This window comes from Anaerostipes sp. 494a, from assembly GCF_001940315.1.
GTDB lineage: Bacteria > Bacillota > Clostridia > Lachnospirales > Lachnospiraceae > Anaerostipes > Anaerostipes faecalis.
The window spans coordinates 1,038,234-1,061,130 of the sequence record NZ_MJIF01000001.1; the positions used below are offsets into that span (position 1 = coordinate 1,038,234).

At 35.9% G+C, this 22,897-nt stretch carries 26 protein-coding genes and 1 tRNA gene; 6 read left to right on the forward strand and 21 right to left on the reverse strand.

The genetic code is table 11. From position 1 onward, the window contains the following. Positions 1 to 10: 10 nt before the first annotated feature. Positions 11 to 1,261: a DUF6070 family protein gene (locus BHF70_RS05240; RefSeq protein WP_075759280.1), complete on the reverse strand. Its 1,251-nt coding sequence runs from the start codon at positions 1,259 to 1,261 to the stop codon at positions 11 to 13. 141 nt (positions 1,262 to 1,402) lie between these two features. Beyond that, positions 1,403 to 1,840: an RrF2 family transcriptional regulator gene (locus BHF70_RS05245; RefSeq protein WP_075759281.1), complete on the reverse strand. Its 438-nt coding sequence runs from the start codon at positions 1,838 to 1,840 to the stop codon at positions 1,403 to 1,405. A gap of 126 nt (positions 1,841 to 1,966) precedes the next feature. Here BHF70_RS05245 and BHF70_RS05250 point away from each other — a divergent pair, with 126 nt between their 5' ends. Then, complete coding sequence (locus BHF70_RS05250; protein ID WP_143249374.1) at positions 1,967 to 2,728, forward strand: EFR1 family ferrodoxin; 762 nt, start codon at positions 1,967 to 1,969, stop codon at positions 2,726 to 2,728. A gap of 213 nt (positions 2,729 to 2,941) precedes the next feature. Here BHF70_RS05250 and BHF70_RS05255 read toward each other — a convergent pair whose 3' ends face one another. The 3 genes from BHF70_RS05255 to BHF70_RS05265 form a co-directional block, all read right to left on the reverse strand. After that, positions 2,942 to 3,799 (reverse strand): magnesium transporter CorA family protein, encoded by an 858-nt coding sequence (locus BHF70_RS05255; protein ID WP_230973553.1) that lies wholly within the window; start codon positions 3,797 to 3,799, stop codon positions 2,942 to 2,944. 384 nt (positions 3,800 to 4,183) lie between these two features. Next, a complete protein-coding gene (locus tag BHF70_RS05260; RefSeq protein WP_075759283.1) occupies positions 4,184 to 4,363 on the reverse strand; it encodes a hypothetical protein in 180 nt (59 codons plus the stop codon). Positions 4,364 to 4,365: 2 nt separating this feature from the next. Continuing rightward, a complete protein-coding gene (locus BHF70_RS05265; protein WP_075759284.1) occupies positions 4,366 to 4,686 on the reverse strand; it encodes a multidrug transporter in 321 nt (106 codons plus the stop codon). Between the two features lie 303 nt (positions 4,687 to 4,989). On the opposite strand from BHF70_RS05265, the gene BHF70_RS05270 reads away from it, so the two are divergent. Continuing rightward, positions 4,990 to 5,919, forward strand: a complete 930-nt coding sequence (locus BHF70_RS05270) for an Abi family protein (protein WP_075759285.1) — start codon at positions 4,990 to 4,992, stop codon at positions 5,917 to 5,919. 176 nt (positions 5,920 to 6,095) lie between these two features. On the opposite strand, the gene BHF70_RS05275 is transcribed toward BHF70_RS05270, so the two are convergent. The 12 genes from BHF70_RS05275 to BHF70_RS05325 all read right to left on the reverse strand — a co-directional run bounded on the left by BHF70_RS05275 (position 6,096) and on the right by BHF70_RS05325 (position 16,128). Beyond that, complete coding sequence (locus BHF70_RS05275; protein ID WP_075759286.1) at positions 6,096 to 6,290, reverse strand: hypothetical protein; 195 nt, start codon at positions 6,288 to 6,290, stop codon at positions 6,096 to 6,098. Positions 6,291 to 6,408: 118 nt separating this feature from the next. After that, positions 6,409 to 6,756: a MobC family plasmid mobilization relaxosome protein gene (locus BHF70_RS05280; protein ID WP_075759287.1), complete on the reverse strand. Its 348-nt coding sequence runs from the start codon at positions 6,754 to 6,756 to the stop codon at positions 6,409 to 6,411. Positions 6,757 to 6,962: 206 nt separating this feature from the next. Next, positions 6,963 to 8,186, reverse strand: a complete 1,224-nt coding sequence (locus tag BHF70_RS05285) for a restriction endonuclease subunit S (RefSeq protein ID WP_075759288.1) — start codon at positions 8,184 to 8,186, stop codon at positions 6,963 to 6,965. Between the two features lie 47 nt (positions 8,187 to 8,233). Further along, positions 8,234 to 9,940 carry an HsdM family class I SAM-dependent methyltransferase gene (locus BHF70_RS05290; protein WP_242946312.1) on the reverse strand — a complete coding sequence of 569 codons (1,707 nt, stop codon included), beginning with the start codon at positions 9,938 to 9,940 and terminating at the stop codon, positions 8,234 to 8,236. Then, positions 9,937 to 10,251 (reverse strand): VRR-NUC domain-containing protein, encoded by a 315-nt coding sequence (locus BHF70_RS12625; RefSeq protein ID WP_230973550.1) that lies wholly within the window; start codon positions 10,249 to 10,251, stop codon positions 9,937 to 9,939. The genes BHF70_RS05290 and BHF70_RS12625 overlap by 4 nt, the downstream gene beginning before the upstream one ends. Before the next feature lie 29 nt (positions 10,252 to 10,280). Then, positions 10,281 to 11,912 carry a 23S rRNA (uracil(1939)-C(5))-methyltransferase RlmD gene (gene rlmD, locus BHF70_RS05295; RefSeq protein ID WP_075760531.1) on the reverse strand — a complete coding sequence of 544 codons (1,632 nt, stop codon included), beginning with the start codon at positions 11,910 to 11,912 and terminating at the stop codon, positions 10,281 to 10,283. A 125-nt stretch (positions 11,913 to 12,037) separates the two neighbouring features. Next, on the reverse strand, positions 12,038 to 12,544 hold the full coding sequence (locus BHF70_RS05300) for a metallophosphoesterase (protein ID WP_075759289.1): 507 nt from the start codon (positions 12,542 to 12,544) through the stop codon (positions 12,038 to 12,040). Between the two features lie 13 nt (positions 12,545 to 12,557). Further along, a complete protein-coding gene (locus BHF70_RS05305; RefSeq protein WP_075759290.1) occupies positions 12,558 to 13,142 on the reverse strand; it encodes an XTP/dITP diphosphatase in 585 nt (194 codons plus the stop codon). Further along, on the reverse strand, positions 13,142 to 14,287 hold the full coding sequence (locus BHF70_RS05310) for a THUMP domain-containing class I SAM-dependent RNA methyltransferase (RefSeq protein ID WP_075759291.1): 1,146 nt from the start codon (positions 14,285 to 14,287) through the stop codon (positions 13,142 to 13,144). The genes BHF70_RS05305 and BHF70_RS05310 overlap by 1 nt, the downstream gene beginning before the upstream one ends. Positions 14,288 to 14,418: 131 nt before the next feature. Continuing rightward, positions 14,419 to 14,721 carry a rhodanese-like domain-containing protein gene (locus BHF70_RS05315; protein WP_075759292.1) on the reverse strand — a complete coding sequence of 101 codons (303 nt, stop codon included), beginning with the start codon at positions 14,719 to 14,721 and terminating at the stop codon, positions 14,419 to 14,421. Between the two features lie 98 nt (positions 14,722 to 14,819). Beyond that, positions 14,820 to 15,002, reverse strand: a complete 183-nt coding sequence (locus BHF70_RS05320; RefSeq protein WP_075759293.1) for a hypothetical protein — start codon at positions 15,000 to 15,002, stop codon at positions 14,820 to 14,822. Between the two features lie 220 nt (positions 15,003 to 15,222). Next, complete coding sequence (locus tag BHF70_RS05325) at positions 15,223 to 16,128, reverse strand: DMT family transporter (protein ID WP_075759294.1); 906 nt, start codon at positions 16,126 to 16,128, stop codon at positions 15,223 to 15,225. Between the two features lie 235 nt (positions 16,129 to 16,363). Between BHF70_RS05325 and BHF70_RS05330 the strand changes: the two genes are divergently transcribed. Then, the gene (locus BHF70_RS05330) at positions 16,364 to 16,702 is read left to right on the forward strand and encodes a P-II family nitrogen regulator (protein ID WP_075760532.1); all 339 of its coding nucleotides are present in this window, start codon (positions 16,364 to 16,366) and stop codon (positions 16,700 to 16,702) included. Positions 16,703 to 16,846: 144 nt separating this feature from the next. Then, positions 16,847 to 18,088, forward strand: a complete 1,242-nt coding sequence (locus BHF70_RS05335; RefSeq protein WP_075759295.1) for an ammonium transporter — start codon at positions 16,847 to 16,849, stop codon at positions 18,086 to 18,088. 292 nt (positions 18,089 to 18,380) lie between these two features. Here the strand turns inward: BHF70_RS05335 and BHF70_RS05340 are convergent, their stop codons facing one another. Both BHF70_RS05340 and BHF70_RS05345 read right to left on the reverse strand, forming a co-directional pair. Then, a complete protein-coding gene (locus BHF70_RS05340; RefSeq protein WP_075759296.1) occupies positions 18,381 to 19,175 on the reverse strand; it encodes a DUF1189 family protein in 795 nt (264 codons plus the stop codon). 3 nt (positions 19,176 to 19,178) lie between these two features. After that, complete coding sequence (locus BHF70_RS05345) at positions 19,179 to 19,730, reverse strand: DJ-1 family glyoxalase III (protein ID WP_075759297.1); 552 nt, start codon at positions 19,728 to 19,730, stop codon at positions 19,179 to 19,181. A 170-nt stretch (positions 19,731 to 19,900) separates the two neighbouring features. On the opposite strand from BHF70_RS05345, the gene BHF70_RS05350 reads away from it, so the two are divergent. Next, a tRNA-Arg gene (locus BHF70_RS05350) sits at positions 19,901 to 19,974 on the forward strand. 103 nt (positions 19,975 to 20,077) lie between these two features. Then, positions 20,078 to 20,995, forward strand: a complete 918-nt coding sequence (locus BHF70_RS05355; protein ID WP_075759298.1) for a diacylglycerol/lipid kinase family protein — start codon at positions 20,078 to 20,080, stop codon at positions 20,993 to 20,995. On the opposite strand, the gene BHF70_RS05360 is transcribed toward BHF70_RS05355, so the two are convergent. Further along, entirely contained in the window at positions 20,985 to 22,091 is a 1,107-nt protein-coding gene (locus BHF70_RS05360) for a D-alanyl-D-alanine carboxypeptidase family protein (protein WP_075759299.1), read from the reverse strand. The two genes, BHF70_RS05355 and BHF70_RS05360, sit on opposite strands and share 11 nt — an antisense overlap. A gap of 17 nt (positions 22,092 to 22,108) precedes the next feature. Continuing rightward, positions 22,109 to 22,894 (reverse strand): Cof-type HAD-IIB family hydrolase, encoded by a 786-nt coding sequence (locus BHF70_RS05365; RefSeq protein ID WP_075759300.1) that lies wholly within the window; start codon positions 22,892 to 22,894, stop codon positions 22,109 to 22,111. Between the last annotated feature and the right edge of the window lie 3 nt (positions 22,895 to 22,897).

The window sequence follows — 22,897 nt, forward strand, 5'->3', positions numbered from 1 at the left end:
AAAGGATAACCTATTTCCTGTTCACACGATATTGATAGTCCGGTATTTTCCTGATTCCACCATTTAAAATTTTATTGCTCAGATATTGAAAACTTCCATCTTTTTGAAACCGTACTGTAAGCTTATGGGTTATCACTGCATCATCACATACAACCATGTCACATACTGCATCAACGGTTAAGGTTACAGTTCCATCCTTATTTTTTCTTACATCCGTAACCTCCGGCAGAGAAGTTCCAAAAAAAGTTGGAGAATAATTACCACATTTTAGTTGTTCCAATGGATACGTCTGTTTTTTATCATCAAATACTGCATATGTTTGTATTTGCTCCGCTGTTATCGGAAGGTAATCCATGATCAAATGCTCAAATTGTTCTTTTGGCACACCATCCGGATATCGTTCAAATGAAAACTCCTTTTTATGTTTCATTTGATATAGATATTCAAACATTCCGTTATAATCTAAATCCTGCATATGTTTTGTATCCCAATTGGAACATAAAAGATTATTTCCCTGATAACCTAATTCCTTCACACATTTCTGAGACATTCTCCGCTGTTCCTCAGTCATTGGCTTTACTCTCACTAAGCAGCTTCCATCTATAACTTCACTGACTTCTGGTGGTTCCGGAACACATAATTCGTAACAGAACCATCCCTTATGGGTATACTTCCAATCTTTTATCCTTGTGTATGAAATATAGGTCATCTGAAGATCATAATTTTTATTCCATATTACATTTGTATTGAGAAGATACATGCAGGTCCCATCAAATATATACTTCATTCTTGCGATACTTCCATCGGAACATATATTATACGCCACAATAGATCCTTTTTCCCCTTTTACAGACTCCTTTAGAAAACGATCCATATTTTGATAATTTCCCATATCAGAATAAAATACCGTTGTGGTTACCGGACACTTTGTCTTCTTTATTTTGTCCCTCATTTTCAAAATCGTATTATCCGATAATACAACATTTAATGCAGTTCCTTTCTCTGCATTTTTATAAATATCTCTGGTAAGTTCCATAACTTTTTTACAATCATTTTCTGATTCTTTTTTTTCTTTCTCCTCTATTGGAATATCATATCCCCGTTTCTTGGCTTTTTTTATTTTTTCTTTCAAACGAATTATCTCCGTAGAACGTTTTTGGGACAATTCTATACTTTTTTGATAAATACAAAAAATAGCAACAACCATCAGTATCATAATTATATATATAATTTTTTTCTTACATCTGATTTTTCTTTTCATCCTAACCTCCTCTTTGCCTTTAAATCCTACAGTTGTAGGATTTAAAAATAAAAAAATTTTCGCTTTGTTTCTCTTTCCTATTAATATCTTACACTTGTAGGATATTAATGTCAAGATAACTTTATCTCATAATATCAGCCTTTATTTTACAGTCCTGGTTTCATGATATTCGTCTAAGAAATTTTTCAATGTAATAGATTTCATACTGTTGATGATATCTTCCTGTAAAGATTTATATGTGGTATCTAGTACACTTTTAATATTTCTTCCAACCGGACAAAAAGGTGAAGGTGAAGAATGGACACCCATTATTTTTTTTATAGCATTTGGTTCAACTGCCATACATATCCGATATAAAGAAATCTCCTCAAAAGGACAGTTTAACATTGTACCACCAGTACCAAATCTTACAGAAATAATACCATCTTTCTTCAGTGCACTCATAATGGTACGAATTGTGACTGGATTACAACCGGTGGAAAGAGATAAAAGTTCACTTGTTACTTTTTTATCCTTACCATATTCATTTATAAAAATCAAACAATGAATTGCAATAGAACATTTATTACTGATATGCATACAAACCTCCTGGATATCTGTTATGTTAACATAGTCTTTCTTTGGTGTAAATATTGACACTACATCACCTATAAGATAATATAGAACCAAGGTGTAAATTTAAAAATTACACAAGAGGGATATAATATGAGATATATACAATTTATTTTCAGTCCAACTGGTGGAACTAAAAAAGTAGCTGATGCTATCACAACGCATTTGTCATCATCCGTAGATACTATCGATCTTTCAAACCCGGAAACTGATTTTTCACAATACAGTTTTCAAGATGATGATGTTGTTTTGATTGCTATGCCATCTTTTGGTGGACGTGTTCCTTCAATTGCTGTTCAACGTCTCAATGAGGCAAAAGGGAACAATGCCAAATGTATTATTGTCTGTGTTTACGGAAACCGCGCTTATGAAGATTCGCTAGTCGAAATGGAGGATGCTGCAGTGAAAAGTGGTTTTCAGGTAATCGCTGCGATTTCTGCTGTAGCAGAACATTCCATCATGCATCAATATGCAACAAATAGACCGGATGAATCCGATGTTTCCCAGCTGAAAGACTTTGCATTGAAGATCAAAGACAAAGTTGAAAAACATGATACTACAAAACCGGATATCCCGGGCAACAGACCATACAAAAAAGCCGGCAGTGCAGGACTTGTTCCAAAAGCAGATTCTTCCTGTATAAAATGTGGCCTATGTGCCAGACAGTGTCCGGTTCAGGCAATTAATATGGATCAACTGAAATCCGCTGACAGCAAGAAGTGCATTTCCTGTATGCGTTGTGTTTCAAACTGCCCAAACCATGCACGAAAAGTTAATAAAGCAATGGTAGCCATAGCTTCAGTAGCAATCAAAAAAGCCTGCTCAGAAAAAAAGAGTAATGAACTATTCATTTAGTTCCACTTCCGGTTCATCATTCTTGCAAAATCATATCATGTATATTTATAACTTAAGGAGAAATGACATAATGACATTTCTCCTTTTTCCGGTTTAGAGTAAAGAAAAATGACCCTGAACTGAGGTTTTCCTACATTCAGGAGCCATTTTCTTGAAATTCAGGCTAATGCCAATCACTATGCCTTTTTCTTCCTGTGGATGATCACATATTTTCTACAACAATTTTTTCTTTTTAAAATAAATGATTTCAAGAATAATCGTTATAACTGCAATAACAATCACTGTAACATATCCATATTTCCACTGCAATTCCGGCATATGGACAAAATTCATACCATACCACCCAGTCAAAAGTGTCAGCGGGAGGAATAACGTTGTGACAACTGTCAGAATACACATGACCTTGTTCTGCTGTGCATCCTGCTGCGACTGATACAGTTCACGTAACTGCAGTATATTTTCCCGAAGCAAATGTACATGGTTTTGCAATCGTTCTGTCCGAAGTGCGTAACGATTCCACTGTTCTGCATTATGGATGATAGAAAGTCCATCTTGAGACTGGAGTAAGTCACCGATCACAGTCAACTGCTCATAATAAGCATTCAGCTCAGAAAGCTTCTGACGATACCTTGTAAGAACCGTAAAGAAATCATCCGGAACACCTTTTATAAGCTGATCCTCCATCTTTTCAATCTCTTTTTCCAGATGTAACAGATACAGAATATCATTTTCAATCATCAACTCCATTATCTGAAGAAGGCACTGATCTGGCGATTTCAGTTCCTGAAACTGATCTTCCTTTTTTTCTACCCAGTGCTTCAAATCTCCACTGCACCCAATCAAAAAAAGTTCTTTATCTGTCAGGTAAAATCCAAAGACAATCTGTGGTGTACGTTTTTCATTTTTTCCTGGAATCCGCAAAGTTCCCAGAATACAATCCCGAAACACTTCTGCCTTACAATACCGGATTGATCCGATACTGTGTAAAAATTCTTTATCATGTGGAAAATCCTTCTTCAACTCACGAAATTCATCTTCCTGCATAATCGTAAGAAACTGTAACTTTACCATAGGATCTCTCACACTCCTTTCTTTCATCACTCTTCTTTAATAAATCAGAATACTCTTTATTTTTATAAAATGCAAATACAATATGGCACGAACTGCCCAGGAAACCAATACAAAAATAGAGGTTTTTTTATGAGAGAAATCAGAAACACAAAAATCATCATCTTGGATCATATGCTATAGATATATAATATTTATTATCCAAGGAGTACTAATAATTATGTCAGTACGTTACAGTGAATTCATTTGTTGGGATTTTGTTATGTTCTGCAGCTGTTTCTATTACCGATTTACTTTTGGAAGTGTAGAAATGCTCGATGAGAGATGACAAAAAGATATATCAATTGGTACAATTATGTGAGACCCTATTCTTACAATCATTATTTATCACTGATGGAAGCGCGTTTTCATTAGATTATTTTTCGAACAAAGTGTTACCAAAAAGGTTGACCAGTACAATGCTTCCAACGCTTTATCAGCTGTTTCGTCATTCTCTGGTAAATCTGGCAAAAAAGCCATAACAAAAGCATATTCAACTCTTTCTTCATCTCTTTCAGTAATAGCCATGTTTACCCCTCCCTACCGAGAAAAAAATCCAATTTTTCTTCTAAATCATTACTAAACCCAGCTAAATCATCCTTCGTAATCACACCACTATTGATCAGTGCCACAATATCGAAAATCATATTTCCTTTGCTTAATTCAAGCATAACTCCAGGATGTTTCTTATCCTTCTTTATTCGCTCTTCCAGTTTCCAGAACTTATCCGAGGCGTTTCCGGTTTCCTTCAACATATCAATATATTCTTTCACTAAGCGTTCCATATAGGCTTCCTGCCATTCAGTAATGCGTGTTCTGAATAATTTCCAATCACTTTTTGAAACTTCCATGTAAACATCCTCCGATCTTATGTTATCAAATTCATACACTTCCCTATTGTCCCAACAAAAATATACATCTGTTCCAACTATATTTCAATCATATTTTTTCTTGTTTCGAACATTTGTTTGTGTTATAATTATTTCAAGAGTTGCATATCATATAATCACTACCAAAAAGCATTTGACATTCTGTCCGGAATGACTTATACTTTCCGTAGTGAATGAGTTACGGAAACTTGAGAAGCCCGTAACCCGAGCGGCTCCTGCGGGGGCCGTTTTGTTATTTATACAGAATTTATCGAGGGTGTTTTTATGGCTAACAATCTACAAAAGAAGCCTTTTTTAGATTATCAGGCACAAATTAAATATCTAAAGCAAAAACAGTTATTCATAAACGATGAGGTTTCTGCAATAACAGCTCTTGAAAAAGTCAGTTACTATGGTCTCATCAATGGATACAAGGATATTTTCAAAGACCCTGCTACAAATAACTTTTATCCTGGTACTACCTTTGATGATATCTATAATTTGTATCTATTTGATGCTGAATTAAGGGATGTATTCTTAAAATATATATTAATCTTTGAAAAACATGTAAAGTCTTCCATCTCTTATCACTTTAGCAATACATATGGTAATGGCATTGCTTTTTATCAGAACATCAATAATTACGACTATGGTAATCATCTATCCGATGTACAATACCTTTTTCGCAAGATGAATGGGAAAATTAATGGGCGTCACCCATCGCCGCAGGTCGCACATTATATGAACACTTATCAGGATGTACCTTTGTGGGTTCTTACAACAGACCTTACAATTGGTGAAACTGCCAGTATGTATAGATATTTAAAAGGACATTGTAAAACCCTTGTTTGCAACGACTTCCATCACATCGGAAGAAATGAACTTGGAAAGATGTTGGTTATTCTCACTAAATACCGTAATATCTGTGCACATGGTAATCGTTTGTTCAATGCCAAAACTCAGGATTCCATTCCTGACCTTATTGCTCACAAGAAATTGCATATTCCAAAAGTAAATTCCAGATATCAGCAGGGAAAGTCTGATTTATTTGCAACGGTAATCTCCTTGAAATATTTGCTTGATGCTACAGACTTCCGGATATTTTATTATGAATTAAAGAAGGTTATCAAAAAGTATAATTCTTCTGATAAAACCATGGAATTAATGGGGTTCCCGTCAAATTGGATGTCCATCTTACGAATCAAAGTATATTAAAAACTTTTCTTATTATCCTATATAATCAAAAACCTCCACCGTTACTGGTGGAGGACTACACTATCAACCCGACTATTTCTATACCACCTATCGATCTGTGGTAAATTTTCAGTCTTATTATTTTGAACGCTCTTTCGTATGTATCACATCCCACTCTCGCAGGATGCCGATAATCCTTATGCTGCTTCCATAAACCGCTCCAGAAATCTCTTCGCATAAATCTCATACCGAAGTCTTTTTCCTTCTGCATCATCATGCCAAGTTTCCGGATCAAACTGAAGCTCTACAGCTATATCACGCAAAACCTCAAGACCGTACTTTCCCATCATCTCAGCAAGAAATGTGCAGCAGCGTTCAAATTCCTTATTCAAATCCTCCCTCCTTCCTTAGTCGCTTCTGCATCTTTTCAAAATAATACTGATAATTCTTTTCTTGATGATACAGCCTCGCTACGGAAAAGGCAATATTTTTGATTCAAAAAAATTCCGCTTACATCTTTCCGGACTGTCTTTCACTTATCACTTCGTAAACTTTATTCACTTCTACATTCAGCTTTCTCATATATGCCACCAGTTGTTCTTTATCCGTCTCTGAATATAATCCGGAATTATTATTATGTACAATCTGGTTAATATTCGTACCAATATGATTTACTTCATTGATAAGCTCCCTCAATAAAATCCTCATCTCCGGATAATCAGTAGGTTTCTGCGAAATCATAAACCTCAGATACTCCGACTCGGACATATTCATCTTCTCTGATTTTTCTGCCAGTTCTGCGGCCACCTCTGGACTCAATCGAAACTTCTTTACAAGACTTAATCTGCCCTGGGACATACCATTGCCTCCCTTCTACAGTTCTGCTCAAAATTCATATTGAAAATTTCTCATGGTGTCTTCTGCAAGATACGCATTTTGTGGCCACAAGCCATTTTCATGCATCTTGTTAGGGGAGGCCCCCTAAAACCCCTGATATTTATATAGGTGCTCCACTTATTGACGCACCTCTGATTAATATATTAGCACTATGGATATATGCCTTTTTATTTATTATATAAAGACTCCTCTGCCACCATCAATGTATCGTGTTCTATTACTTCTTCATATGTAAACGGTTGATTTAATATACCTGCTTTGGTATCTTTTCTTGCGGCTGTCACCTGCTTTGTGACCTTTATTTTTTCATCCGTATATATAACAACTTCTTTTATTGCAAGTTTAATAATTGCAGATATAAAGTGATTCATAAAATCAAGATCAATTTTACCGTTTGCTTTTGGTAGTGAAATATATTTATCTTTCACTACATTCCATCCGCCAAGCTTGTTTTTATATGAATATATAGGCAAATCCGTTACTTTGTTAATGCACATAACCATAAACAAATACTGATTTCTTGTTAATTTGCAATCATCATATATCCAATCTATTGCATAGGCATCAGATAAAACAGTAAAATCTTTAGGCTGATAATAAGCTCGATACACATCACTGTTCTGCGGTATCGTAATTACATTCTTCAAAACAGTAGCTCCGTCTATAGGTGCATAATAATTCAAGCCTTGATTTTGGAAACTAGATGTTAAACAAGGTAATATATTCTTACCTGTTGGAGAAGTCGGCAATTTTTTTGCTTTGTAAGGAAGCTTCTTTGTTTTTAACTTATCAAACAAATCACCTATCCTATATTCATCCCATGAAATCGTTTTTAAACTCTCAAGAGCCTCAAGCTCTTGAGCCGACAATTCATAATTGTTGAATCCGCTTATTTTTAAGTAAGCGGATAACTCCGCAATGCGCTCCGCTTCTAACTCCACTATAAATGATTCCATAAAATCAAAATCCAATTTTCCTTCTTTTACTGGCAATTTAACTTTCAAATTTTTAAATATATCATCTACATTACGTACAAGTACTGAAAGCAATATCGGTTTTTGATGATTAAGTACCGCCGTGAAGAACGGAATCACTCTTGGTGCTAATTTAATTTTAGGAACTATTTTTCTGACAAATTGCCCTGCGTACCATTTTTTCTTTCGATAAAAGAAATCCATTTGAAGCAACCCTAAACTCCACACACCTGCCTCATTTATATTCTCCTTATTTACAAAACCGGTACTTTTTAAAATCCCCTGATTAGTCGATGTTCTTGTAACATAATCATACTCATCACCATCGACCAATTTGTCAGTATTAAAACTTAATGTATTGTTAATATCAAATAGATCACCAAGTCTATATTCGCCCCACTCAACACCATTGAGCATTTCATTGAGTGAGGCATTTATTTTCCCAGGCGTTCATCCTCATTTCCTTAACACTTTAATAAGTTTGACACTTCCCATGCCAAATAATCATTTACCGTTTTCTTAAAATCATCCAGCGTAGGTATAGTATCAATTGGAGCAGTTTGATTCCAATCCGAACCATTTTCTATATCTATTGTACCTTCATAATATTCTTTTTCTGTAAAAATCTTAAGCTTTGATTTTCCAAAACGTACCAAATCTACAAGTTCTTTATATCTTTCCTTTGCTCTATCAGTATCCCTTAGATTACAACTTGACTTTTTTCGGTCGCTTCTTGTATACCCGTCGTTTGAAAAATCAATAAATTTAACAATATCATCATTTTGGTGGGCTTCTCCAATTCTGAAAACGTATATATTTGTTTGCACACTTGATTTTCCTACAAATAAATCTAATGGCATTTTTATACTCGCTAATAATGTGCTATGTTTCAGGATATTCTTATTATATGTTATTGCTTTTCCTGAACCCGCAGAGTTTTGAATAATAATTGCAGCATATCCTTTTTCCATCATTGACAATGCCTTTTCTACAAATATCATACCATTCCCTGGTGCAGAATATGGTGGATTAAGAATAAATGCATCTGCTGGGAATTTTTTATTTGTATTTCCAAATCCATAATTACCTTTAAAATCTTTTAAAGAATCTTTATTAAGAATATTCGAACTTCCATCTCCCATCAAAATCATATTCAAAATAGCAAGCATATAAACACTTGGTAAAATTTCCAAACCTAGCAATTGATTTGCCTTTATTTCTGCTGATTTAATAGCAAGTTGTTCTGGCGAATTAATTTTATTCTTTGCATCAATAAGCATTTCATTCATAGCTGCCACGAGTAACCCCGCAGAACCGGTAGCAAAATCCCACACATATGAATCTTTATTTACACGAGCAAGTTTTACAAGTAAATTTGCCACGTATGATGGTGTAAGCACTACATCATTCAATTTATCCTGAGTAAATCCAAGCCAACTATACATTTCATTAAAGAGTTTTCCTGTAAAATCTGTTGATAATCCAATTTTATAGTAAATACCTAAATCATCTACAATTTTAGTAAATACACGCTTTAATTGGCTCTCTCCATTTTCAACCTTGTTAATATTCTCAGTTGTAAGTGTATTTTGTAATGTTCGAATAATAAGTTCCTTTTTCTCTCTTGGCAACTTTTTTTCATTAAGAAATGCTTTTATTTTTCTTACAATAATATCACCATCAGTATTTCCTTCTTCTACAGAAGATTTCGAATCCGACTTTTCAAGTGGAGCAACCTTTCCTGGTACACCTATTGTTGCAATAATAGATGCTGCAACAAGATAAACTCGATCATTTTCTCCCAAACCCTTTTCATTCTGGTAAATATCATTATTAAGCCGCACTAAACTCGCATCAATTTCACGCTCACGTTTTTCTTTGAGTTTATCAATTTCATCTTGGGATAACTGCAATTTTTTCACCTTCTCAATAAAGGCATCAAAATTTTCTTTTTTTAAAAAGCAGAAATCCGTATATTCATCAACTTTCTGTCCGATACCAAAATTACTTTTCGAAACATAATATACACCAATAGAGTGTTGTATATTTCCGTTTTCATCCTTATATCCTGTCATACCTATAGAAATAATATCCGTATAACTTGTATAATGTAACAGAGCATTTGCGTAATGAACAGCACCATTTACAGCATAAGCATTTATATTCTTCAATATAGGTTTATTCTTTGCTGTGCGATTTTCAACCTGCCCATTGCATCAAGTTTTACAAGTTTATCTTTATACCCCTTATATTCAATAAGTATTGGATAAAAATTCAGACTCTTATCCTGTAATAAAATCTTAGCATCTGGTCGATTTCCGCCTTTTCCGCCACTTTTTGAAAAATATTCATTCAAAGCAGTATCTATTTCTGTATTCAAAGATTCCTGCTCCAGTTTATAATCTAGTTTATATGCTTTCAGCCAACCATTTGCCAAATCAGCAATTAAAGGTTCTATTGATTGTGTTGTAGCTTTAGCCATTTTTATTCTCCTTTATCTATAATGTTTATTTACACCATCCCAAAATGCTCCAGCGCATCTTTTATCGCCTTTTCCTTCTCTTCCGGACACTGAGGCTGTCTGCTATCTTCCGATTTAGGAAGATTATAATTCTCCCCAACCTCTATTCCACATTTCCTCTTTACCTGTGAAATATAGAGATTAGATACCTTCACCCCATGTTCTTTCAGCACATAATCCTTAATCTCCGCATAAGTCGCCTTACTCTCAGCCGAAGTCAAATCCAATTCATCTAACTCTAACTCCACCTCAACATAATCATCCGGTTTTTGTTGGGACAAGAGAACTACCGTCTCCACATGCGGCGTCTCGGGAAACATATCCACGCACCCTGCCCGTTTCACCTGATACCCGGCCTCTTGTAACACTGCCAGATCTCTTGCCAGACTTGTGGGCTTACAACTGATATAAACCATCTCACGAACACCAAAATCAATGATTTTATCAATAGCCTTCGGATGAATTCCATCCCTCGGAGGATCCAGTACAATAAAATCCGGCTTATCTTTCAGTTCATCCACAACCTTCAGAACATCTCCTGCGATAAATTCACAATTATCCAGTCCATTTAATTTTGCATTTTCTTTAGCAGCCTCTACTGCCTCTTCCACGATTTCCACACCAACAACTTTCTCTGCCACTGGCGCCAGCATCTGTGCAATGGTTCCTGTTCCACTGTATAAATCAAAGATTACTTTATCCTTTGTTTCGCCTACAAAATCACGTGCTGTTTCATATAAAACTTCAGCCCCCAGAGAGTTGGTCTGGAAGAAAGAAAAAGGAGAAATTTTAAATTTCAGTCCCAGAATTTCTTCATAAAAATAGTCCTGCCCATAGAGAATTTCCATGGAATCTGCCTGAACCACATCTGCCAGACTGTCATTGATTGTATGCAGAATTCCCACAATTTGTCCATTTAACTCTAAATTCAGAATCGCATCCGCAACCAACTTCAAATCCACTTCTGCCTGAGAAGTAGTCACTATATTTACCAGAATATCACCAGAACATTCTGCACGACGAATGACCAGATGACGCCAGAATCCTTCATGGCGCATCTTATGGTAAAAACTCTGTCCCATATCTTTTACTGTAGTTAATACACATTGAACGATGGAATTATAATCCTTATCCACAATCTGACAATCTGTAATGTTCACAATATCATGAAAGGTATTTTTCTTATGCATTCCTAATGCCAATGGACCATCTTTCACCTCATCGCCAAAAGAAAACTCCATTTTATTACGGTATCCCCATTGTTTTGGACTGCCTTTGATTCCTTCCCATACTTCATCAGATACATAATCCTTTAACAATTCACGGACCTGTCCTTCCTTGATTTTCAGCTGATTTTTGTAAGAAACTGTCTGATAAAAGCATCCTCCACATATACCAAAATGCGGACATTGAGGATTCACATCCTCCAATGGAGATTTTTCCAGCACCTCCATCAGACGCATGGCACATCCGCTTTTTCTTTTCTTCGTTACCTGTCCTTTTACCGTCTGACCTTCGATGACACCTTTTACCGTTACTTTCTGCTCATCATATTCCAAAGTTCCTTTGTTTGGAAACTCCACCTTTAAAATTTTACCTTCGATAATATCCTTTTTCTTCATCTTCTTTCCTTCCTGAATTTTCCTATGATATATAACAACAAAGCGGACAAATCCGCGTCCATTTCCTATATAACAAAAAAAGGAACACATCCCGTATGCATTCCCATTTTTCTGATCAATCTCTGCTAAATCATTAATTCGTCAAACTGTTCTTTATAATATCCATGAGCGTAATGAGCCTGCCCCTCTTCATCAATCTCCATAATCAGGAACGTTGGCTTTCTTCCTGACTGTCTTGGGTAGGAAACACTGCCTGGATTCAATATCGTTACATTATCGCCAATCTCAATAAATGGCACATGGGTATGTCCGTACATTACCACATCATAACCATATTCCAATGCATAATCTCTTAAATAATCTACTCCGGAATTCACATAAAAACTATGTCCATGGGTCACCAGTACCTTATAATCACCTATCTGTACTTCTTCCTCTGAAGGAAGGTCCAGATAATAGTCATTATTTCCTGAAACCATGACCACAGGGCAACCGGCAATTTCCCGTATGTATGAATCTCCACGTTCTACATCACCGCAATGAATCATCATATCAATATCGCCAACCTGTTCAAGTACTCCCTTAACATCATCATTTCGACCATGTGAATCACTAATTACCAATATCCTCATAACCATCTTCTCCTTAAAGAACTTCCTTCATTTTTCTTAATGCCTCTCCACGGTGACTCAAGTGGTTCTTCTCGTCGCTACTCAACTGGGCACTATATTTTTTAAACTCCGGCAGATAAAAAATTGGATCATACCCAAATCCGTTACCGCCTTTTGATTCGTATCCTATAATCCCTTCCATAGTACCACGAGTTGTATATGTTTGTCCATCAGGAAATGCAGCTGCAATGACACAAACAAACTTTGCAGACCTTTTTTCCTCAGGAATATCTTTCATACGTTCCAGAATAATCTGATTTTTCTCCGTATAAGAAGTATCTTCTCCAAGATATCTGGAAGAATAAATTCCCGGTTCTCCTCCAAATGCATCGATTTCCAGTCCTGAATCATCTGCCAGTGTCAGTTCCCCGGAAGCTTCCATTACTGCTTTTGCCTTAATGATTGCATTTTCTTCAAAAGTTTTACCATCTTCTACAATATCCAGATCAATTCCCGCTTCTTTCATTGACAGAATCTCGTATCCTGTATCTGCAAGAATCTCACGTATTTCTCTCATTTTTCCTTCATTTCCAGTTGCAAATATCAATCTCTGCTTCATTATGCCTTCCTCCTTGGCGGTTTCGGTCCAAGATACTGATAGAATTCTCCTCGAATCATTCCATTATATACCTTTCGCTTTTTCGTTGGCTTTCCTAAATATTTTTCCGTATCTTCATAAGAAGTAATTACATATTTTGACCATGTATCAAGTTTATCAAAAGCTTCTTTCATCTGCTGATATATTACAGGCAGTGTTTCTCTGTCCTCAAGACGTTCTCCGTATGGTGGATTCGCAATAATAAAACCATAAGGTTTACTGTGACTTAGATCTTTCACTTCCCTTTGCTGAAAATGAATCAAGTGATCAACTTCTGCATCCGCAGCATTCTGTCGGGCGATCTTAAGCATCCTGGAATCTTTATCATATCCCTGCAGATCCATCTCTACATTATAATTTATCAGACTATCTGCCTCATCAATAGCCTCATACCATGCTTTTTTCGGTAAAAATTCCGTCCAGTTTTCCGCCTCAAAAGAACGGTTCATCCCGGGTGCCATATTCATTCCCATCATGGCAGCTTCAATCAGAAATGTTCCACTTCCACAGAAAGGATCCACCAGAATACGATCTTTATTCCACGGTGTAAGCATCAGTAAAGAAGCTGCAAGTGTTTCCCTGATCGGTGCTTCACTGACCAGTTTTCGATAACCTCTTTTATGCAAAGGTGTACCTGTTGTATCAAGACTTACAGTCACCTGATCTTTCAAAATAAATACCCGGATAGGATAATCATCTCCTTCTTCTGAAAACCATGAAACGTGATATTTTCCTTTTAATCTCTCTACTACTGCCTTTTTCACAATAGACTGAATATCCGGTCCGCTAAATAACCGGCTTTTGGCGGTAGATGCTTTTTTTACCCAGAATCTTCCATCCTTTGGAATAAAATCTTCCCATGGAAGCTTTTTGATCTCTTCAAATAATTCATCAAATGTAAAGGCTTTGAAAGAACCTATCTTCAGTAAAATTCGTTCTGCTGTCCTTAGAAAGATGTTGGCTCTGGCTATTCCATATAAATCTGTACGAAATGTAACTCTTCCGTCTTCCACCTGTACAATATCATATCCTAAATCTTTTATTTCTCTCTTTAATACTGCTTCCAGTCCAAAATGACATGGAGCAATCAATTCTACATGATTCACATGGCTCTCCTTTCAAATACCTCTGCAGTTTACCAGAGGTTATACACTTCAGAAGGGAAGGAAACTTCTCCCGCTCCCAAAATGCCACATCTTATTCTTTTCCCCTATTCTACCTTTTTCCATTTTCTTCGTCAACTATCTTTCTGTTCATTTAGATAATAGTATACCCCTCCTACTATATTGTATACTTTATACCCTTCATATGCCAAATGTCTTGCTGCCATCATACTCTGTCCGCCAAAATCACAATACACAATAATCTTTTTCTTTTTATCCGGAGAATGATTTTTCTCCAATATTCCATAAGGACAATTCTTTGCATGTTCCAGATGTCCTTCCTGAAATCTATATGGTTCTCTTACATCTAAAAGTACATATTCTTCTTTTTTTGCCAATTCAATTCCTTTTTTTAATGATATATTTACAAACTCCATATTTTTTCCCAGTATCTTTTACTAATAGATTATGCAAAACAAAAAGAAAAAACCTTCAAAAATGATTTTTGAAGGTTTTTTCTTTAAAAATTTAAAGATTAGTATTCGCTGTTATTTGCATTCTGACTTTTGTTCTGACTGCTGTTCTGGCTCTTGTTTTTGTTTTTACTATTGGATGAATTCTGGGTTCTGTTCTGTCCTCCATTGTTTGCATTATTTGCATTGTTTGCATTGCTGGATGACATATTTTTGTTGTTTGAATTTGAATAACTTTTTGCCATGATTTTTCTCCTTTCTTTAAGTTACACTCTTATTCTTAGCAAAACGAAGAAAAATATGTATTACTTTTTTTACTTTTAAAAAAAAAGGTTGCCTTTTTTTCCTGAATAGTTTATAGTTGAAATATCGAAGGTATGTTATATTTTCGATTTATAACCCCTTATTAATTTATTTATACTCCCCTCAAAGAGAGCAGATTTCCCTATCTGCTCTCTTTACCTTTTATTGGGACAAATCTTTACCTTTTCCGTTTACTATTGCTATTCCACTACAAACAAGAATCACTGACAGTGTATGAGTTAATGTCATAATATTTTCTTTTAGGAATATACCTGAAAGAATTGTTCCAAAAATCGGGATTAATAAATTATAAATTGAAATGGTACTGACCGGATTTTTGGAAAGTAGATAGGTCCATACAGTAAATGCCACTGCGGATAAACCTGCCATATATAACAGCAATGCCGCACCCTGCCAGCAAAATTTCAGATTTCCATTTCCTATCCAGCCAGCCAGGATCAGAAGAATACCTCCCATTGTCAGCTGGTATCCGGTTATAGTCATAACACTCATATACCTGGCTAACTTTTTACTATAGATAGAAGCCAGACTTTGTGCCATAGCTGCAAACAATGCAAATCCTTCTCCTGTTAAACGAAATCCACCAAGTTCTCCACCTTTTAGATTGATTATGATAATTCCTGCTAACCCTAATATACATCCAAATATCTTTTTTCCTGTTATTTTATCATCACGAAAAAATATCGGTGCCAGCATAATCGGAAAAAATGCTGTAAAAGAATTAATGATTGCACTTTTAGCTCCTGTAGTATTGGCAAGACCAATATAAAAGAATATATATTGAATGGTTGTCTGCATAATTCCAAGAATGAGAAGTCTTCCCCACATATTCCCTGGTGGTACACATGCTTTTCGCTCTGTAAACGCGGTATATCCAAGAACCATCATTCCTGCCATGGTAAACCGGATTCCGGCAAATAACAATTTGCTTCCTAGATCACTTCCTGCAATAGAGAATATCTCATATCCTATTTTAATTGATGGATAAGCACTTCCCCACAAAAAAGTTGCAAGAACTGCCAGCAATATAACCTTTTGCTTTTTCATGTCCTATTTTTCTCCTTTTTTTATATCTGCACATGATACAATACCATACATTTTTACTGTTTCTCAACCCTGTTCAACATATTGTACTAAAATTTGAAACCAGAAAAATTAAAAATTATTATTGACAAAAAAAAATCTATGTGTATAATAAAAACCAGTTAAGAACAAAGGCGTTCCGATCTAGTGATTGGAATGCCTTTTTCTATTTAAAAATAAAAGGAGGAACAAATCTATGATGAAAAAAGTGGTTGTAGTTATCAAACCTGAAAAACTTACAGATGTGAAACATATTCTTGAAGCACATAAAGTATCTGGTCTTATGATTTCTAACATTATGGGATATGGTAACCAGAAAGGTTTTACTCAGAAATACAGAGGTAATGAATTAAATTCAAATTTACTTCCAAAAATCAAAGTAGAATCTGTTATGCCTACAGAAGTTGTTGACGCTGTAACAAAAGACATCGTTAATATCGTTCGTACCGGTGAATTTGGTGACGGTAAAATTTTCGTATCACCTGTTGAAGAAGCCATTCGTATCCGTACCGGTGAAACAGGAAAAGATGCATTATAAATTCAAATGCCACAAGGCATTTACACAACAACATTATAAAGTAAATTATCAATGGGGATAATCAGACAGGATTTTTATTCTATTTATATATAGAAGAAACACAAACCTGGTGATTATCTCTTTTTATTTTAGGAGGATATTAAAATGGGAGTTGAACAATTATTAAATATTGTCTGGACCTGTATCGCCGCATTTTTGGTATTTTTCATGCAGGCCGGATTCGCAATGGTAGAAACTGGATTTACACGTGCAAAGAACTCAAGTAACATTATCATGAAAAACCTGATGGACTTCGTTCTTGGTTCTCTTTGCTTCTTCTTAGTTGGATTTGCCATCATGTTTGGTGGAAGCAATCCATTTTTTGGAACAACAGGATTCTTCAATCCTACAAGCTTAGATTTACAGCAGTTTAAAGATCTGACACCTGGTGTATTTATGATTTTCCACACAGTATTCTGTGCAACAGCTGCAACAATCGTATCTGGTGCTATGGCAGAAAGAACAAAATTTTCTTCTTACCTGGTATACAGTGCATTAATCAGTTTAATTATCTACCCTGTAACAGGACACTGGATCTGGAATGGTGACGGATGGTTAGCTCAGATGGGATTCCACGATTTCGCAGGATCTACTGCAGTACATTCTGTTGGTGGATGGTTAGCTCTTGTTGGTGCTGCTACTGTTGGACCTCGTATCGGAAAATTCAAAAAAGACGGTACACCAAACGCTATTCCTGGACATAACATTGCACTTGGTGCTTTAGGAGTATTTATCTTATGGTTCTGCTGGTTTGGATTTAACTGTGGATCTACTACAGCTGCAACTGACACACTTGGTGATATTGCCATGACAACAAATCTGGCTGCTGTTACAGCTACTTTCGTAACATTATGTATCACATGGATCCGTTACGGAAAACCTGATGTTTCCATGACATTAAACGGTTCTCTTGCAGGACTTGTAGGTATTACTGCCGGATGTGATGCTGTAAGCTATTATGGAGCTATCTTAATCGGTGCTATCTGTGGTGTCGTTGTAGTCGCTGTTATCGAATTCCTTGATAACGTTGCTAAAATTGATGACCCTGTTGGTGCTTGTGGAGTTCATCTTGGATGCGGTGTTGTAGGTACTTTATTAGTTGGACCACTTGCAACAAAAGACTTCCTGGCTGCTGCTGAATTAACAAGAGGTGCTTTAATTAAAGCTCAGTTTGTTGGAGTTATCGCTGTTGGTGCCTACTGTGTAATCGGTGGATTAATCATCTTTAACGTAATCAAACATACAATCGGATTAAGAGCTTCAGAAGAAGAAGAAATTGTCGGAATGGATATTTCAGAACATGGTATTTCCGGATATTCTGATTTCGCTATCAAAGGTGATCACTAATTCGTTAACTAGTTTAAATTAAAAAATATAGCTACCTACTAGTTTTTGACTAATGAACGACTTGAAACCTGACTAGTTTTTGACTAATGAACGACTTGAAATCTGACTAGTTTTTGACTAATAAACAACTTGAAATCTGACTAGTTTTTGACTAATAAATGATATAAGACTTAATTGATAAAACCCTAACTACATATGACATTAGGAAAAGCTGCGGAGAATATCCGCAGTTTTTTCTTTCCTAATAAAATGATTGAAAGCAGCCTTGTCCATAAACAAAACTGCTTTCTTTCTATTGTTGTTCTCTGGTTTCTGTTTTAATAAATCCCATTAACAGCAGTTGATAACTTCCCAGATAAGATATTAACATCCACATAATACCTGAAAATAATGCAACTCCTGCAGTTGATCCAACGGTTTCAATCAGTTCAAATACAACTCTTGCATAAATTGATAATTGAAAAATCTTTCCAAATGATATTTTCTCTTCCCTTATTTTCTGATTCAGATATGCCATCCATGAGATAAATGCACAAAAGAACAGATAACTGACAGCATTAGCCGCCCATGCCGCGAAAAAAGAAATAAACGCCATCATATGAATAAACGGAACCAGTTTCACCATGGTCTGATTCGTCGCTATAACATTCTTAAAATCATCAAATGAAATGGTATTTACCATTCTTTGTATGGAATCATTTTTTACAATCATTTCTTTCCTTGCAAAAAGTATATCCATGGTTGTATCATTGCTTAAATCGCTCTGATCAGCTTTATCTTTTGTTGTATCTACTGCAACATGAATTCCTGCAATAGTAAAATCCATCGTTTCTTCAACAGATAATGTTCCATCGCGCAGTTCAAATGCCGGCAGACGATTTAAGATAAAATTCTTTGTACCGCCAACACTTGCGCTAAAGGCAAACATATCCATTCCAAATCCAAGGAATGTTATCAAAAAACTAATGAGTATAAAAAACCAGACAACTCTGCCTTTTCCAAGTGCCAAAAGACGACTATATTCTTTGGGCTTCAGGCAGGCAATTTTCAGCTGCTCTAACCAGCTGATTTTCTCTGTTTTTTCCATATTCTATTCTCCATAAACAATACTTCTCAGTAATTCATTTTTTTCCTTCTCACCAATCAGGATTTCAACCATCTTTGCTGCAAAATCAATAGCAGTTCCCATACCACGACTGGTAATGATCTTTCCGTCTACAACAACTGCATCTGTCTGGTAATCTGCTGATGTAAGTTCTTCTTCCATTGCTGGATAAGAAGTTGCTTTTCTTCCTTTTAACATGCCGTATTTTTCTAATACTGTTGGTGCAGCACAGATAGCCGCAATATATTTATCATGTTCATAAGCCTTCTTCAGAAGCTTTCCTAAGCCCTCATGATCCTTCAGTGTCAATGTTCCTGGCATTCCTCCTGGAAGAACGAACATTGCACCTTCAGGCTCAAGTACTTCATGAAACATGATATCTGCTTCTACTTCAATATGATGTGCCCCAGTAATAGCCTTTGAATTCTCAACGGATACAGTAACCGTATCAATCCCTGCACGGCGCAGCATATCTACAACTGTCAATCCTTCGATTTCTTCAAACCCATCTGCCAAAAATACAAATACTTTATTCATGACTCGCCTTTCCTTCTGTAAGTATAATTAGTTCTCTCTATTCTAACTACTTTAAAGAAAAAGATGAAAAAAGTCAACCACATATACCGCTGTTTTTCTTATTTTCCCATGACTTATGATTGACTTTTTACTTTAGAATCGTTACAATAAGTAACGTGCTTAAAAAATGTGTTTCCGTAGCTCAGCTGGATAGAGCGACCGCCTCCTAAGCGGTAGGTCGGGTGTTCGAATCACCTCGGGAACATTTTATGTGTCAGATTTCTCTGACACTTTTCTTTTTTTGTCCGTTGTTCGTGTTTCCAACATATGGTACAATTAAAACTAATCTAAAATTAGGAGGCATATCAATGAAAGGTTTATTTATCATTAATCCATCTTCTGGAAAACAAAATATTGAAACTATGCTGAAAGAAATTACATCAACCTTGATTCTGGAAGAGATTTCTCCACAGATTGATGTATTTTATACTAAGAAAAAAAATGACGCAAAAAACAGAGCTGCCCGGTTGCAGCCAGGTGAATATGATTACGTTGTATCTGTAGGAGGAGACGGCACTTTAAATGAAGTAACCAATGGACTGATTCTCAGCAACAGTGATATCCCATTGGCAATTATCTCTGCTGGTACTGTAAATGATTTTGCTACATATATGAAGCTTCCACAGACCGCCAGTGATTTCTGTAAGATGATCAAAGAGTTTCAGACAAAACGGGTTGATGTTGGAAAAGTTAATAACGAATATTTTATTAATGTTCTTGCGGCAGGTATGCTGACAGACATAGCCTATAAGGTTCCAAAAGATAAAAAAGCAGTTCTCGGAAAAATGGCATATTATTTAGAAGGGGTAAAAGAATTTCCAGCACAGCTGACACAGAATATGACTTTGGAATTTCAAAGTAAAGAATATAATGATACTCAGGATATTATGCTGTTCCTTGTAGCAAATTCCAAAAGTGTTGGAGGATTTGGAGATGCTGCACCATTAGCTTCTGTTTCTGATGGCTATCTTGATGTACTGATCGTGAAAAAGATGAATCTGTTTTTAGATGCTCCTGACCTTGTTGTTAAATTTCTGCAGGGAGAACACCCAAAACATCCGGCAATCGAATATTTCCAGACAAAGGAATTATCTGTTCAGCCTACAGAAAAAACAGCTGAGATTGCTATCGACTATGACGGTGAAATATTAGAAGAAGGACTTCCGATCGATATTTCTATCATACCAGAAGCCCTTAATTTGATTATTTTAAGATCTAAAAACTAAGTTTTACTGTTCCAATCTTTTTGTGATCATAACTGATTATCACTTTATTACTAACATATTTATATGTCAGTTTAGATGGATCTTCATTTTTGGCAAGTAATACGGATATATTATTTAAATTTTTTAAAGGCAGGGTATAAGGTGATAACTTATTCCCTGTTTTTAATATACCCAGATTATCATCCTGCAGGGTTTTACTGACACCTTTAAACGGTGTAACTACCTTATAATTCTTAAATGCATAATTCATCATTTTAATGGTATCACGATACAGCTCATAACCATTTCCTCGAAGCACTACACTGATCAGTTCCTGTTCTCCCCGTTTTACAAATGTAACTAAAGTTCCACCTGCTCTTGTAGTATAACCGGTCTTTCCACCTTCTGCTCCCCTATAAAGAAACATTGTCCTCTTTACCATTTTATGATGATTCCACAGCTCTCTTCCCTTTTTTTCTTTATTAGTAGGTGCCATGAAATAATTGGAATTATTGGCAATACTACGAAATGTTTGATTTTCCCATGCTGCTTTTGAAATCTTAGCCATATCTCTGGCTGTCACATAATGATCATCATTATGTAAACCGTTTGTAGTAACAAAATGAGAATTGGTACATCCAAGCTCTTCTGCCTTTTTATTCATCAGCTTCACAAAATCTTTTGTGCTTCCCGATGTTGCTTCTGCAGCACCATTACAGGCTTCATTGGCAGATTCCAGCATGATTCCATATAAAACATCTTTTAAAGGAATTATTTCTCCCGCTTTAATTCCGATATGAGTACTTCCAGGTTCAATACTGTTTACTGCATATCGTGAAAAAATTACCTCTTTATACAGATCATCATTGTTCTCAATGGCAACCAAAGTAGTCAGAATCTTTGTAATACTTGCCGGATAACTTTTCATATCTATATTCTTTGCAAACAAAATCTTTCCTGACTTTGCATCAATAACAATTCCTGATTTCCCGTCAATAGATGGCTGAACAGCATTTACTTTGGTTTCTGTAGCAACTCCATTGGATGCCACAACGGGAACTGATGTAGAAAACATCAGACAAGCTGCAATTGCCATGATTTTTAATCCTTTTATCATTTATTCCTCTCTTCCATCTAATCAATTAACCCGAACCGTTTCAGACCTAAAGCAATTCCATCCTTATCTGCACATTCTGTCTTATACTCTGCTGCTTCTATTAACTCTGGCACTGCATTTCCCATGGCTACTCCATAATGAACATACTGGACCATGGCAATATCATTGGCACTGTCACCAAAAGCATATGAATCTTCCCAACGGATTCCGGAATCCTTTAATATCTCTTCAATTCCTTTTGCTTTATTTACACCTGCTGGCAGAAATTCAACAGAATTAGCTGGCTGATGATAAGTTCCCACATACTTTCCATCCAGAATATCTTCAATAATTTCCTTTCGGCTGGGATCCATATGGTGATATGTCCATTTTGGAATATCTGCCGCTTCCTCCAGCGGGTGCATCTTAACTTCACAATCCCTTTCCGTTTTCTCCACCATTTTGAGATAATATTCTTTTTGGTTATCTGTCTCATAATATCCAAAATGTTCTCCTTCGAGAATAATTCCGATATCTTCTTCTTTCCCCCAGTTAACAACTTTCCGGACTTCTTCCTCAGTCATCAACTGATGGTGAAGAACTTTCCCTTCATATTCCACATAAGCTCCGCCCCCTAAGATCATTCCATGAAAGCCCATGTGAAAATACTCTTCCGGCATCATTCCTCTGCTTCGTCCGGTACACATAACAATCTTATGTCCATTTTCAATCAGCTTCTTCAGTGCATCCAATGTTGATTGTGGTATTCCAAGTCCCGAACAATGCAATGTTCCATCAATATCAAAAAAAATTATTTTACTCATTTC